Raw genomic sequence first — 14106 nt, forward strand, 5'->3', positions numbered from 1 at the left:
AGTGTCAAATTGAGAAATTTTTGTTAGAGAACTTCTTGTTGAAAACTAAGCCCAAAAAAGTGAGGAGTTAAAAAATGCGTGTTTGCGTCATTGGTACTGGTTACGTTGGTTTGGTTACAGGTGCTTGTTTGGCTCATATTGGGCATGATGTAATTTGCATAGACAACAACGAAGAAAAAGTTAAATTAATGAAGTCTGGGCAGTCTCCAATTTTTGAACCGGGACTCTCAGAAATTATGCACTCTGCCATTCAATCGCAGAAAATTCAGTTCAGCACCGATCTCGCCGCCGGAGTCGCCCACGGAGAAATCCTGTTTATTGCTGTGGGAACACCACCTTTACCCACAGGTGAAAGTGATACTCGTTACGTCGAAGCTGTAGCCCGTGGGATTGGGGAAAATCTCAACGGTGGTTATAAGGTGATAGTGAATAAATCTACAGTACCCATTGGCTCAGGTGACTGGGTGCGGATGATTGTTCTAGATGGGATTGCGGAGCGTCAGAAAATCCCAGTAACCGTCGGTGGAGGGTCGAGTGATGAGAAATTACCTGAGTTTGCAGCTGAGTTTGATGTAGTGAGCAATCCAGAGTTTTTACGCGAAGGTTCGGCAGTTTACGACACCTTCAACCCCGATCGCATTGTACTAGGGGGCAATAGTCAAAGGGCAGTAGCCTTGATGCAACAACTGTACTCCCCAATTGTCGAACGTAAATTCGCTGCCGATCAATCTTTACCCCCTGTGCCAATTTTGGCAACAGACCTCAGTTCGGCGGAGATGATTAAATACGCCGCTAATGCCTTTTTAGCCACTAAAATTAGTTTTATTAACGAAGTCGCTAATATTTGCGATCGCGTCGGTGCTGATGTTACCCAAGTAGCTAAAGGTATTGGTTTAGATTCCCGCATTGGCAACAAGTTTTTACAAGCTGGTATTGGTTGGGGTGGTTCATGCTTCCCCAAAGATGTCTCCGCTCTGATTCACACTGCTGATGATTATGGCTATGAAGCCCAATTACTCAAAGCTGCTGTCAGTGTCAACGAACGCCAGCGATTGATTGCTTTAGAAAAACTCCAGCAAGTTCTAAAAATTCTCAAAGGCAAAACAGTCGGACTACTTGGACTCACCTTCAAGCCAGATACCGACGACTTGCGCGACGCTCCAGCACTCATCCTAATTGAGCAGCTAAATAGACTGGGAGCTAAAGTCAAAGCCTACGACCCCATTGTTTCCCAAACTGGTCTGCGTCATGGGCTTTCTGGGGTGTTAGTAGAAACTGATGCCGAAAGACTAGCTGATGGCTGCGATGCTTTGGTACTGGTCACGGAATGGCAGCAGTTTAGCACTCTCGACTATGTGAAGATGGCAAAATTAATGGCTCATCCCGTTATCATCGATGGTCGTAACTTCCTCGACCCTGAAACACTTATACGCGCTGGATTCCAATATGTAGGCGTGGGAAGATAAAGATTTAGGAGTTAGAAGTTAGGAGTTAGAAGTTAGAAGTTAGAAGTTAGGAGTTAGAAGTTAGGAGTTAGGAATAATCAATAACTAACTCCGTTCAAAATTTAAAGATTTAAAGTACCGTCTAGAATGATCTAGGCGGTATTTAATTTGCATAAAGCTTCACGCAAAGCCGCTCAGAAAAACTTTGCTTTTTTGCGTGACAAGATATATCAACTGCTATGTGGAATACGTTCAACTTCAGCATATCCACTGAAAATAAGTTTTTGACCTTCAGTTTCTAATCGGTTGAGCCGCATTTTCACTCCGTCGAGGTCAAAGCGATCCAAATCAACCATATTATCTAAAATTTCTACCAGTGCCACACTCAAGGTTTGTGAGATTTCCCGTTGTGCTTCTGGCACTTGGTCAAGCTGGATTTTCGGATCTTTGAAAGAAACTCGCCGCCGCCTTTCAATGCTTATAGCTAGGATCATGCTCAGGGGTACAAGTTCGCCATTGTTTAAATCGGCTTTTGCTACAAGCTGTAAGCGATTTTCAGGTAATAGCTGTATCTGAACATCCGTAAAGGAGACTGGTTCGCCGCCAGATAATGCCGTCAGTGATGGCACGGTGAGGTTAAGCAAGCGCTTTTTCACCAGTTCCGCGTTAAAGGCTTGGTTGATGCCCGCTTCTGATAATATGACTTGAGCGATCGCTTGAGTCGGTTGTTTAAGGCTGAGTTTGCCACTTAAAACCGAGCCGAAGTCAATAGCCACCGCATCAGTTTCAAAAGACATCTCCTCAACCGCGAAATCTTTCCGAATCACCAAGCCACGACCGCTCATTTTGAAGCTATCAATGCTGCCTTGCAACAGTTTGCTGGAGGGGTAGCAGCGCACAGAGACTTCTACTGACTCGCTTTGCGTAAACAAGTGGCGAATCGTTTGGCTGGCGACCGTGTTGAGCATCCGCTCTCCCCAATCTGTGCCTTTAGGATCTTGTAAACCAGTAAGTCCGCCGAACATGTGGTTTTGGGTCTCTAGAAGTTCTTTGTACTTTTGTAACAAACTGTGAAGAATACAGCAAGCGATCCCGTGATTAATTGTGCTGATGGATAGGAGTTAGATGGCTGATGGTTATAAGGTAACTGTATCAGATGTTACTTGTGAGTTAGTGGTGGGAATAATTGAACTAGGTTATCGGTAAGATTCTCACTAGTACTAAGTATGATACAGCTAGACATTCTGGAACTTGCCAAGCAGGGCGATACAAATGCGATTAACACTCTGGTAAATCAATGGTTAAATTTACCCATAATTATGCCAAAAACTAGTTTCAAACAAAATTGTCTACAGATAATGCTGGAATCGATTGAAGTTCCAGTACAACAGTTAGTAGTTCCGCTTATTTGTGATGGATTAATGAATTTAGGCATCGAATCTTTTAAGAATGTCAAAATATACGGTAGAGTAACAGGTGAAGATTTTCCCGATTGGCAACAAGAAATTGAGTTAGAAGCATTAGTAAACTCAACTCTATTAACACCTCAAACAAATATTGAAGTGGAATCTTCAATTGCCATCCATAAAAAGAAAAAAGATAATAAATTAACTGTAAAAAAACCATCTTTTTGGGATTCATTGTTTGAAGCAGTAGCAGGAACAGCCGAAGTAGTTGGTGATGCTGCTGTTCAAGGTGGACAAGCTGCCACAGGAGCAGCTATAGGCATCAGTGGAACTATTGGAGGTGCTGCCGTTCAAGCAGGGCAAACTGTTTCAGGAACAGCCAGAGTCGTTGGCCGTGCTGCCGTTCAAGCAGGGCAAGCTGTTGCAGGAGCAGCTGTAGATATTGGTGATGCGATTGGCGGTGCAGCTTTCCAGGGAACACAAATAGTAGGGCAGGCACTAACAATTGTTGGTAATAATCCCCAATTGCAAGTAGCAATAAAATCTCTAAATAAAGATTGGTTAAATCCTTTAATTCAACAGGTTGATTTAGTTAAAGCCGAGGCTGCTGTCAGAAAGTTACAACAAGAACACCCAAATGAACAACCAGCAGAAATTGCCCATTATCTTATGCTAGAAAAAGCTGTTTTAGCGGGAATAACAGGGTTTGCTAGTAGTGTTGTACCAGGAGAAGCTGTCGTAACATTTGCTGTTGATTGGGCTGCTACATCTGCATTATCAGTGGAGTTAGTCTATCAAATTGCTGCTGCCTATGGAATGGATTTAAACGATTCCGATCGCAAAGGGGAAGCAGTAGCAATTTTTGGTTTAGGGCTGGGTGGAAAAACAGCAATCAAAGCCGGTTTGGGTTTACTAAGAATTGTGCCAGTAGCGGGAGCCGTCATTGGTGCTAGTTCAAATGCAGTAATGATATACGCATTAGGTTATGCGGCTTGTCAGTTTTATGAAGCAAAGCAGAATCCATTAACTTTAGAGGCAACACTAGTAGATGCTCAACTAGAGAGCGGAAAATTTCTCGAAGCCGCTATTTCTCAAGAAAAGATTATGGATCAGATTTTGGTTCACATTGTCTTAGCGGGTAATCTAGATAAATCTTGGGAAGATATTTTACCAGGATTACAGGCTGCCAACCTTAGTCCTGCATCAATCGATGCGATCGCTTCTGGTATCACATCTCCACCATCTTTAGAAACTTTACTTGAGCAAATTAATAGTGATTTCGCCGTACCTCTCCTAGCGCAATGTCAAAAAATTGCTCATCTAGACGGAGTAATTACGCCAGAAGAAGCTAAGGTCTTAGAAACGATTAACAAAAAGTTAAAATTTGATTTAGCTGAAATCAAATAACCTGAGAATTGTTACGTTTCTTATCAAAGGCGATCGCAACCTCTACACCAAGTGCGATCGCCTCCCTTATAATCATGAGGCTATCTGCTAAATTGCAGAACGATATCTCGGTTCAGGAATTAGTTTTCCCTCCACTTTGGCAGCATCTAACCATGCTGCTTTTGCTTGCAAGACTTCACGAAGCGCTTCCTCTTCAGTTAAACCAAATGCTGAACAGTATTTCAGATTAGGAATAAGCTGATGTGCAGCTAAATTGTATAACACGAAAACGTAAAATTATTGTAGTGCGGGCATCTTGCCCGCCTCACATATACAAATTAAATACGCAACAGCTGATCAGCAATGTAGCATTTATCTTCTTCACTATAGAAAATATTAATGTGATAGTGTTTCATTCTTAGCTCAGTATCGCCACCAAAATCCGAAGCAAGTCGTCTATGTCAGCAGGAACACGATATAAATTCAGGTTTTGAGTTATTTGTTTACTTTCTCGATTCAATAGACCAAATTGCCAAATATCTCCTGTAGAAACAGCCCCTTGTAAATTGGCCTCTTGAGAATCAGTCCATGCATCAATAGCAATCAGTTCTACAGCAAGCTGGGTAAAACCCCTTGCCAAATCAGCATTTTTAGCTTCTACAACTAAGAGTTTATGGTCTGCATGGAGATAATAGTCAAGGGAACCTTTTAATTGTTCTGTAACTATAAGAGGATATTCGATTCTAAGTTGGGCGTGAGTGTAATGAACAACATCCAATAAAATTGGGGCAATTAGTAACTCTCTGCGAGCTGCTTCACTAGTCAAACTAATATATGGCAAACTCTCCTCAATTCTAGATTTGAGATTTGCGAGTCTGTCTAATTCAATGCTGGACTTTTGTAGATTGAGAGAGGAACGTTTTAAAGAATAGCCAAATTCAGCCAGTATATCTTCTGGCTCGAATGACATCTCAAAATAGCTTCTGAAAGTGTATGAGTGATTTGGTTGGAGGATGGGAATTTTGCTCATAACTTTTAATGTAAAATGATTATGTCCAAAACTTTGGACATAAGTCACACAGTTTTAATGCATGTCATTGAATCTAACAACTCTTTGCCACTTTCCTATAGGGAATCTGTAAAAATCCTGTTCATTGGCTCCCGTCGAGGTATCAACAGGATTATTTAATTAAATAAAAGAGAGGGAACTCTTGTAACTTACTGGCAGATTGATAATGGAAAAGAGATTCCCCGACTAATCACAAACTGGCTAGAAGTAAACAAACCAGAGGAAGATAATAATGAAAGCTAAACTTTGCGATCAAATAAAAACATTGGCACAAGTGCAACCAGATTTTGCCGACCAGATGATTCCTAAAAATACACTGGGAACAATTGTAGAATGCTACGAAAATCCTGAAGGTTATGCAGTAGATATTGCCATACCCAATCAAAAGTTAGTTGGAGGCTATGAATACGTAAATGTTATTCTTACTGCTGACCAATTTGTGCTTGTGAATACTGTCTCGCAACCATTGAATGTTGTTACTCAGTAATGGCAAAACCCGATCGGGTCATGTGTAGGAGGATAGAGACGCGGATACGCGTTCTTAAGTTACCTACCTACTCAACAACTTCCGCCGCAGATTATCCAAAGCGGCATTCGCACTCACATAACGAATTAAAGTTCGACCTCGCGTAGCACCAAACTGATACTCAAAACTTGCCACTTCATCCTTTGGCCCAGCTAAACCAATGTAAACTAAACCCACCGGCTTAGTATCTGTCCCTCCATTTGGGCCAGCAATTCCAGTGATACTCAATCCCCAAGTTGTTGCAAGGCGGGTTTTGACCCCAACTGCCATTTGCTCTGCAACGATCGCACTTACCGCCCCGAATTTGTCTAAATCTTCCTGGTTAACCCCCAGTAGCCTAACCTTCACCGAATTGTCATAAGAAATTACTCCACCCCAAAAGTAATCAGAACTCCCAGAAATCTCAGTCAACATTTGCCCTAAACCGCCACCAGTGCAAGATTCTGCCACCGAAAGCGTTTCTTTTGATGCCCGCAATAACTGACCAACTACGGAAGCAAGAGTATCATTATTAACGCCGTAAAAATCCAGTCCGGCAATTTCTTTAAGTTGTTTTTCAATGGGCGCAATTAGTTCTTCTGCGGCCGCTTCAGAAGTGGCTTTAGCAGAAACTCGCAATCTTACTTCCCCTTTACCTGCATAAGGGGCGACTGTGGGATTTGGCAACTTCAAATAGGAAGCAACTTTTTCCGCCAAAGCCGATTCACCAATACCCCAAAACTTTAAACTCCGACTGTGAATAATTTCTTTACCCCAACCTTGACTTTTGAGAAATGGTACGGCTGTTTCTTCCCACATCGGATGCATTTCACTGGGAACACCGGGAAAGGTAAAAATTGTGATTTCTGGACGGGGTTGCCAAATAATACCGGGTGCTGTTCCAGTGGGGTTGGGGAGAATTTCTGCACCTTGGGGAATCAAAGCTTGTTTACGGTTACTTGGTGACATAACCCGACCACGTTGGGCGAATTTTTGGGTTATGTCTTCGATAATGTCAGAGCGTTCTATCAATGGGACTTTAAAAAAATCGGCGATCGCTTCGCAGGTAAGATCATCTGGTGTTGGGCCAAGTCCACCAGTGAAAATAAGAATTTGCGCTCTGGAAATAGCAATTTCTATTACTTGCTTCAACCGTTCTGGATTATCCCCAACCACTGTTTGATAGTAATGAGGGATACCTAGCTGCGCTAATTGTTGCGCCAAATATTGAGCATTGCCGTTGAGGATATCTCCTAGCAGCAGTTCTGTACCAACACAAATAATTTCTGCACTCATTGGATTGGGGAAGGGGAGTAGGGAGTGGGGAGTGGGGAGTGGGGGGAGCAGGGATTAAGAATTTTAGATTTTAGATTTTGGATTTTGGATTTTGGATTAAATTTCAATCTAAAAGACGCTCGCGGACTCGCTAACGCTGCACTATCGTCAATCTAAAATCTAAAATTGAATTGCCCCATGCCCAATTATGCTAATGCTGGTACAGGAATTTCCAGGTGAGGATATAAGGGGAAGCGATCGCATAATGCCGCTACCCGTTGCCGACAATCTTGGGTTACTACGTCGGAATCTGGAGAAAGCAGGCGATCGCTAATAATATTTGCAATCTCGGTAAATTCTGCGACTCCTAACCCTCGCGTAGTCATTGCTGGCGAACCTAATCTCAGACCACTGGTAACAAATGGCGATTGCGGATCAAAAGGAATAGTATTCTTGTTAGCAGTAATATTTACGCTACTAACTAGGTTATCTGCCTGCTTACCAGTTAGATTTACAGAGCGTAAATCTACTAAGATTAAATGATTATCAGTGCCATTAGACACTAACTTTAAACCACGGTTTTGCAGTTGTTCTGCTAAAGCACGAGCATTTTCAATCACTTGGGCAGAATAAGTTTTAAACTCAGGTTTGAGGGCTTCTCCAAAAGCTACTGCCTTACCAGCAATGACGTGTTCCAATGGCCCGCCTTGGCTGCCAGGAAAAACAGATTTATCTAGCTTTTTACCTAATTCTGCGTCGCCAGTCAAGATTAAACCACCTCTAGGCCCGCGTAGAGTTTTATGTGTAGTTGTTGTTACTACATGACAGTGAGGAATGGGATCGGGATGAAGACCACTGGCAACTAAACCAGCAATATGAGCAATATCAGCAAGTAAGTAAGCGCCGATTTCATCAGCAATACTACGGAACTTTTCAAAATCAATTATACGTGGATAAGCCGAATAACCACAAATCAAGAGCTTAGGACGCTCCCTCAGCGCCAGCTCCCGAATTTGGTCGTAGTCAAGTTGTTCTGTTTGTTGACTAACACCGTAGTGGCTAACTTGGAACCACTTACCTGAGAAATTTACAGGGGAACCGTGGGTAAGATGTCCCCCATGAGACAAATCCATCCCCATAATTTTGTCCCCTGGTTCCAGTAGCGAGAGGAACACGGCAAAATTGGCTTGTGCGCCAGAATGTGGTTGTACATTGGCATGAGCCGCACCAAATATCTGTTTAGCACGATTGATTGCTAGTTGCTCGATTTTGTCGATATACTCACAACCGCCATAGTAGCGTTTACCAGGTAAACCCTCGGCATATTTATTTGTCAGTACCGTACCTTGAGCTGCTAATACAGCAGCAGAGGTAAAGTTTTCGCTAGCAATCAACTCCAAGTGGTCTCGCTGACGCTGTAGTTCGTCATTGATTAACCCCGCGATCGCAGGATCACTGGAGGTAAGAAAGTCTGAATTAGTCCTAGTCACTTCAATTATCCTTATGGAAATTTGTACAACGGCTGATTTTAGTTGGACGCAGCACCTAAATAACAGTCAAAAATCATTGCTTTTGACTGCTGTCCAGAGGCGATTAAAACAATTCGCAATTCGCTTTTTCGCCCATTCGCAATTACGTTTTGGGACGGGGATTTAGACCCCGACCCAAAACGGGCTGCCTGTATTGCTGGGGACTTAAACCCCCAAAGTTCGTTAATCGTCTCCGTAGTATCGAGGTTTATTTGTGCCAACTTATTTATTATTAGACCCAAGCTCGATTAATGCATTAATTATCATAACGTTGCTTATTACGGTTCGGTTAAGGTTTTTTGATGAAAATTATAGATCGCAAAGACGGCGATTCACCGCTTCTCTTTCCTTAACCGAACAGGATTGAAAATTGAATTTATTCGTCAATTTGCCAGGAATCTTTAGTTAATTCTTCATCCAGAATTTTCTTAGGGCGAACGATGATAATAATTTGTCCTAGTAGAGGAACTTCCGGCTCAGTTTCAAACCATTGAAAATCTAATTCACCACCATTTTCAACAACAAAGTAGCTGGAGGCATCCCATTGTCGTTGGGCACGATCTATTACTACTACCACTGGCCCTATTTGGTTTTGGGTTTGGATGGGGAAGCGATCGCTATTCGCTAAAATCACTACTGGATCTTCTGCCGCCAAAAGCACTTGCCAACCTGGTAAGGGTACCCAAGCTTGTTCTCCAGAAAACTTGACCATCCGAAATGGTTCAATTTCTGTGACTATGGGCACTGCTTGCAAGTCTTGTCTTGACAATGGCAACTCGCCTACCACGGGCAAGATTCGGGGTAATTGTTCTTCAAATTCTAAACGGTAAAAGGGTAAAATTGGCGCTGGACGCTGGGGAACGGTAGTAAAATCAGTCAGTAGTTGTTCGATTCTTTGCCTTGCACCCGGCGTGTGAGCAAAACGTAACCCTTTGGCAATTAGGCGCGATCGCTGTTGTAAATCTGCATTTTGGCGTGCCAGTTTCCAAATTTGGTGAGCAACGGCATCCCCAGGATGGGCAGAAAAGCCTTCTGGTAAAGTGCGGTAATAGGAGAACTCTTTCAGGGCTTTTGCTATTTCCCGTGCCTCATCGGCATCAACCTTGTGAACGAAGATCAGTTCGGCGGCGGCGGCGCGTTCTTCTTGAGTAAGTAAACGCAGTTCGTATAAAACATCACTACCGCGTGTGGTGTAGTGCGATCGCGTTGCTTCCGATACTCCAAACTTTTCCAAAGAATTGTAAACTTGAGAACCAACAACCACCTGATTTTGTTGAATTGGCTCAAATCCAGTCGCCTCAAAAATGTCTTGGGGATTGTAACCGGCTTTTAGTAACGAGGCGATCGCTGTTCCCCATTCCACCCAGTTACCTTGTTTTTGCCTCAGCCTTCGCAGTAACTCTTGTGCTACATCGTTATTAGCATTGTCTTCGGGATTCTGAGCGTTGGGTGGTAGATCAGTCATAATCAGAGTGCGAGCTTCAACTTGAGAGGTTAATTAACACCTCATGAGCAAGTATTATTCTAATCTATGAACTACCCAGACCTACTGCCTTGAGTTCATCTCTGGAAACTTATCTTGGAGGCAGTCCTGATGAAACAAGTTTCACAGCCTTGAATGAAAGAATAACTGGGGACTGGGGATTGGGGACTAGTATTTTTACTCTCTTAGAGGCTCCGCCTCTCTTGCTGGCGGCAGAGCCGCTTTTGAGCAGCATTTCCAGCCTCCGGCTGGAAACGAGGTTTTAAAGGAGTTTCAGCTGAAGTTGACACCAATGGGCAGTGCCCCTACGGGTATACCTCACGCTTGTCGGAAAACGCTATAAGGCAATACAGTTCAGAATGTGCAACAAAACACTTGTAGAGACGGCGATTTATCGCGTCTTGTTTTATTATCGCGTCTCGAAAACCCAAAATTGTTGCCAGTAGCCCTTAACCCAAGCGTATTGCGCTATCAGGAGGTTTTTAACCTACCTCATCCATAATGAAAACAGCTAGTTAAGCTGAATTTAGTTGATTCTTACTTTACGATTTTTTCTAATTCGGATATGTGGGCAAGTAAATTTCCCCTGTAGCGCTCACTCTTATCGTTTTAAAATATGCAAAATAACTCCGTATAAACCCTTGGCAATTTTCGGCTATTCTCAACTAAACTTGGTATGGAATATAACAAGAGAGTGAATATTTAAAGGAAATATCTTATGGATAATCCCAGTGTTGAAATTGATAAAGTCCAGTATCAAGTTATGACTCTCGAACGACCAAAAAAGCTGAAAATCTTAGTAGTTGACGATGAGCCAGATAATCTCGATCTACTTTATCGCACATTTCGACGCGACTTTAATGTTCTGAAAGCTGATAGTGGAGTAAACGCCCTACAAGTTTTGGCCGCAGAAGGCGAGGTAGCGGTGATTATCTCCGATCAACGAATGCCAGAAATGAAAGGAACTGAGTTTCTCAGCAAGACTGTACCTCAGTTTCCCGATACGGTAAGAATAATTCTCACCGGATTTACTGATATTGAAGACTTGGTAGAAGCCATTAATGCGGGGCAAGTCTACAAATATATTACCAAGCCTTGGGACCCAGGGGAACTGAAGGCAGTGGTGCAAAGAGCAGCAGAAACCTATGACTTGCTCAAGCAACGCACAGAAGAATTACGCCGCGCTCATGCTCAAATGGCGTTGCTGAGTGTTTTGGTACAGGTAACTCAAGCAGCTTCTAGCTTAGAGGAAACTCTTGCTCCAATTGCTACGGCTGTGAGTGAGACTTTTGGGGCAGATGGCTGTATTCTACAACTTACAGATGGAAATACTCTGGTTGCGACTCAAGGAAGTTACAGCGATACAGGTACAATAGATAATTGGTTATCTCAAGACCCACTCACAAAGGAAGCGATCGCCACCGGGCAAATGCAAGTTTCCTTAAATATACTGAAAGACACTAAATTAGTTGATGCTACTCACTACCAAAATACAGGTGTGCAGGCACATTTAGTGATTCCCATTAGCTACCGTAATGAACTTTTGGGCGTATTATCACTACAGTGGAAACAACCCTGCACTTTGCGAGAAGATGAATTAACCCTAATTAATTTATCAGCACAACTAGTAGCGATCGCTCTGACTAGTAGTCATTAGTCATTGGTCATTTGTCATTTGTCAAAAACCAATGCCCCATGCCCAATGCCCCATGCCCAATATTAAATGAGTAACGAAATTAAGTCCATTTTTAACCGTATTGCTCCAGTTTATGACCAATTGAATGATTGGTTGAGTCTGGGACAGCATCGAATCTGGAAGGAAATGGCAGTAAAATGGAGTGCAGCTAAACCGGGAGATACTGCATTAGATTTGTGTTGCGGTAGTGGTGATTTAGCCTTGCGTTTGGCGCGGCGCGTGGGAGCAACCGGAAAGGTGTACGGAGTGGATTTTTCCCCAAACCTACTCGAAAATGCTAAAGAACGCTCTCAAAAGCAGTACCCTCAACCTGCGTTGGGTTTGCCCGCCGTAGGCATCGCCTGGGTAGAAGCTGATGTGCTAAATTTACCCTTTGATGACAACCAATTTGATGCCGCAACAATGGGCTATGGTTTAAGAAATGTTAAAGATATTCCCCGCAGTCTCCAAGAGTTATACCGTGTTTTGAAGCCGGGAGCTAAAGCCGCAATTTTAGACTTTCATCGACCGAGTAATCCTCAGCTACGTACCTTTCAGCAGTGGTATCTGGACGGTTTCGTGGTGCCAGTTGCCAACTATTTGGGTTTAAAAGAAGAATATGCCTACATCAGTCCCAGCCTAGACCGCTTTCCCATTGGCAAAGAGCAAATAGAGTTAGCTCGTCAAGTTGGTTTTGCTGTTGCCACACACTACCCCATTGTGAACGGTATGATGGGAATGCTAGTAGTCAGCAAATTTTAGATTTTAGATTTGCAATTTTGGATTGGGGACTGCGGAATAGGTAATGGCTAATGGAAAATCGTTAGTAGTTAGTGGAAAAATAACTCATAACTAAATAACCGCCAATTACCAATCCCCAATCCCTAATTTCTAATCTAGAATCCAAAATCCAAAATCCAAAATCCAAAATCCTGTGGACTGGTCTCATCTTTGGCTTTATGTGTCTCCCCCGGTACTGGGTGGAATTATTGGCTATTTCACAAATGATATAGCCATAAAAATGTTGTTCCGTCCTTACCGAGCAATTTATATTGCTGGACGAAGAGTACCCTTCACCCCTGGATTGATCCCCCGCAACCAGGAACGTCTGGCTAAGAACATTTCCAATACAATCATGGGGTCACTGTTGACACCAGAAGAATTACAAAATCTGGCACGGCGTTTGTTACAAACAGAACGCGTACAAGCTGCAATTCTTTGGTTGTTGCAGCTGGCGATTGAACAAATCAAAACAGATAAAAACCAGAAAAGTGCCAAAGTTGTTGCGGGAATTTTGCGGGATTTACTAGGGGAATCTTTGCCGCGATTACTCAAGGTTTTGGCGCGACGGGAAGATTTTTTGGAAGCGCAAATCAATCAAATTTTTGACCAGATATTGCTAGAATTTCAACTAAGCGAAGAACAAGCTACGCGGCTGGCTGACTGGTTATTGCAAGTAGTTTTACCGCCGGATATGCTACGCCAAGCCATAGTTGATTTTTTGACCGATCGCACGATTCAAATTATCGATGAAGGCTTCCGCGAAAAAACCAGTGGGACTTATTGGGTAGTAGCAAATTTGTTTGGCTTGCGTAATACTCTCACACGGCTACGGACTTTTTGCTTAGATGAAAAAGAGGCTACCAATACTCGCTTGCAGGAATTGATTCAAGATTTGCAAACGCGCGATCGCATTCGGAAATTATTGCAAAATTTATCATTACAAAACTTACCAATGGGGACGGTGCGCCAACTCCGAAAGACCACCCGCGAAAGTGTCCGTCATTACCTGCAAAATAGTGGTAGCGATTTTTTACAAGGATTAACTGATTCTGTTGATTGGGAAAATATTGCTGTAGTGCTGCTGAATCGCCTTAGTACTTCACCAGTTGTCAGTACTTCTTTAGAAGTGATGAGTCAAGAATTGGCTCTAATTTTAGATAAGTATTTGGAAAAAGATTTAGAAGCAATTGTGGCCCAGGTAATTCCAATTTTGTCGATAGATGAAGTGATAGTTGACCGTGTGAAATCAACTTCCCCGGCTGATTTAGAAGCTGCCATTGAGGGAATTGTGAAAAATGAATTGCAGGCGATTGTGACTTTAGGTGGTGTTTTGGGTTTTGTTATCGGGTTATTGCAGACAGTGTTTTTAATATTAAGTCAGTATTAATTTTTTGTTTTTTAACTGTAAAATTTTATCAAATTATAGTTAAAAGTTGCCCAAAATATGAAGTGAGTGAAATTGAGCAATGTCTACGACGGGCTACGCCTACGCCTTTTGATCGGAGGTGAGAACAAGATGCGTAGGCATAGACATCGCTCTCGTTTTTATT

General features: G+C 42.7%; 12 protein-coding genes. 6 read left to right on the forward strand and 6 right to left on the reverse strand.

What is annotated here, in order from left to right:
- The first annotated feature begins 74 nt into the window (after positions 1-74).
- A complete protein-coding gene (locus tag V7K76_RS34195) occupies positions 75-1466 on the forward strand; it encodes a UDP-glucose dehydrogenase family protein (RefSeq protein WP_334776963.1) in 1392 nt (463 codons plus the stop codon).
- A gap of 209 nt (positions 1467-1675) precedes the next feature.
- Here the strand turns inward: V7K76_RS34195 and V7K76_RS34200 are convergent, their stop codons facing one another.
- Positions 1676-2470, reverse strand: coding sequence for an LmeA family phospholipid-binding protein (locus V7K76_RS34200; RefSeq protein WP_334776964.1), 795 nt, complete (start codon positions 2468-2470; stop codon positions 1676-1678).
- 201 nt (positions 2471-2671) lie between these two features.
- Between V7K76_RS34200 and V7K76_RS34205 the strand changes: the two genes are divergently transcribed.
- On the forward strand, positions 2672-4258 hold the full coding sequence (locus V7K76_RS34205) for a hypothetical protein (RefSeq protein ID WP_334776965.1): 1587 nt from the start codon (positions 2672-2674) through the stop codon (positions 4256-4258).
- Between the two features lie 87 nt (positions 4259-4345).
- On the opposite strand, the gene V7K76_RS34210 is transcribed toward V7K76_RS34205, so the two are convergent.
- Together V7K76_RS34210 and V7K76_RS34215 are read right to left on the reverse strand one after the other, a co-directional pair.
- Positions 4346-4522, reverse strand: coding sequence for a type II toxin-antitoxin system HicB family antitoxin (locus tag V7K76_RS34210; protein WP_334776966.1), 177 nt, complete (start codon positions 4520-4522; stop codon positions 4346-4348).
- A 133-nt stretch (positions 4523-4655) separates the two neighbouring features.
- A complete protein-coding gene (locus tag V7K76_RS34215) occupies positions 4656-5267 on the reverse strand; it encodes a hypothetical protein (RefSeq protein ID WP_334776968.1) in 612 nt (203 codons plus the stop codon).
- Positions 5268-5538: 271 nt separating this feature from the next.
- Between V7K76_RS34215 and V7K76_RS34220 the strand changes: the two genes are divergently transcribed.
- Positions 5539-5793, forward strand: a complete 255-nt coding sequence (locus V7K76_RS34220; RefSeq protein WP_334776969.1) for a hypothetical protein — start codon at positions 5539-5541, stop codon at positions 5791-5793.
- A 63-nt stretch (positions 5794-5856) separates the two neighbouring features.
- Here V7K76_RS34220 and V7K76_RS34225 read toward each other — a convergent pair whose 3' ends face one another.
- The 3 genes from V7K76_RS34225 to V7K76_RS34235 all read right to left on the reverse strand — a co-directional run bounded on the left by V7K76_RS34225 (position 5857) and on the right by V7K76_RS34235 (position 10080).
- On the reverse strand, positions 5857-7107 hold the full coding sequence (locus V7K76_RS34225) for a competence/damage-inducible protein A (RefSeq protein ID WP_334776970.1): 1251 nt from the start codon (positions 7105-7107) through the stop codon (positions 5857-5859).
- 185 nt (positions 7108-7292) lie between these two features.
- Entirely contained in the window at positions 7293-8576 is a 1284-nt protein-coding gene (gene glyA / locus V7K76_RS34230) for a serine hydroxymethyltransferase (protein WP_334776971.1), read from the reverse strand.
- 415 nt (positions 8577-8991) lie between these two features.
- Positions 8992-10080: a RuBisCO accumulation factor 1 gene (locus tag V7K76_RS34235; protein WP_334776972.1), complete on the reverse strand. Its 1089-nt coding sequence runs from the start codon at positions 10078-10080 to the stop codon at positions 8992-8994.
- A 736-nt stretch (positions 10081-10816) separates the two neighbouring features.
- On the opposite strand from V7K76_RS34235, the gene V7K76_RS34240 reads away from it, so the two are divergent.
- The 3 genes from V7K76_RS34240 (at position 10817) to V7K76_RS34250 (ending at position 13943) form a co-directional block, all read left to right on the forward strand.
- Complete coding sequence (locus V7K76_RS34240; RefSeq protein ID WP_334776974.1) at positions 10817-11755, forward strand: response regulator; 939 nt, start codon at positions 10817-10819, stop codon at positions 11753-11755.
- A gap of 66 nt (positions 11756-11821) precedes the next feature.
- Positions 11822-12535 carry a bifunctional demethylmenaquinone methyltransferase/2-methoxy-6-polyprenyl-1,4-benzoquinol methylase UbiE gene (gene ubiE / locus V7K76_RS34245; protein ID WP_334776976.1) on the forward strand — a complete coding sequence of 238 codons (714 nt, stop codon included), beginning with the start codon at positions 11822-11824 and terminating at the stop codon, positions 12533-12535.
- A gap of 172 nt (positions 12536-12707) precedes the next feature.
- Positions 12708-13943 (forward strand): DUF445 domain-containing protein, encoded by a 1236-nt coding sequence (locus V7K76_RS34250; protein ID WP_334776978.1) that lies wholly within the window; start codon positions 12708-12710, stop codon positions 13941-13943.
- Positions 13944-14106: the final 163 nt, after the last annotated feature.

Origin of the sequence: Nostoc sp., from assembly GCF_036917975.1 — a bacterium.
In the GTDB taxonomy this organism is placed as follows: Bacteria; Cyanobacteriota; Cyanobacteriia; order Cyanobacteriales; family Nostocaceae; genus Nostoc.

Coding starts and splice junctions, on each gene's coding strand:
- V7K76_RS34195 (WP_334776963.1), top strand. CDS start 75: ATGCGTGTTTGCGTCATTGGTACTGGTTACGTTGGTTTGGTTACAGGT.
- V7K76_RS34200 (WP_334776964.1), bottom strand. CDS start 2,470: ATGTTCGGCGGACTTACTGGTTTACAAGATCCTAAAGGCACAGATTGG.
- V7K76_RS34205 (WP_334776965.1), top strand. CDS start 2,672: ATGATACAGCTAGACATTCTGGAACTTGCCAAGCAGGGCGATACAAAT.
- V7K76_RS34215 (WP_334776968.1), bottom strand. CDS start 5,267: ATGAGCAAAATTCCCATCCTCCAACCAAATCACTCATACACTTTCAGA.
- V7K76_RS34220 (WP_334776969.1), top strand. CDS start 5,539: ATGAAAGCTAAACTTTGCGATCAAATAAAAACATTGGCACAAGTGCAA.
- V7K76_RS34225 (WP_334776970.1), bottom strand. CDS start 7,107: ATGAGTGCAGAAATTATTTGTGTTGGTACAGAACTGCTGCTAGGAGAT.
- V7K76_RS34235 (WP_334776972.1), bottom strand. CDS start 10,080: ATGACTGATCTACCACCCAACGCTCAGAATCCCGAAGACAATGCTAAT.
- V7K76_RS34240 (WP_334776974.1), top strand. CDS start 10,817: ATGGATAATCCCAGTGTTGAAATTGATAAAGTCCAGTATCAAGTTATG.
- ubiE (WP_334776976.1), top strand. CDS start 11,822: ATGAGTAACGAAATTAAGTCCATTTTTAACCGTATTGCTCCAGTTTAT.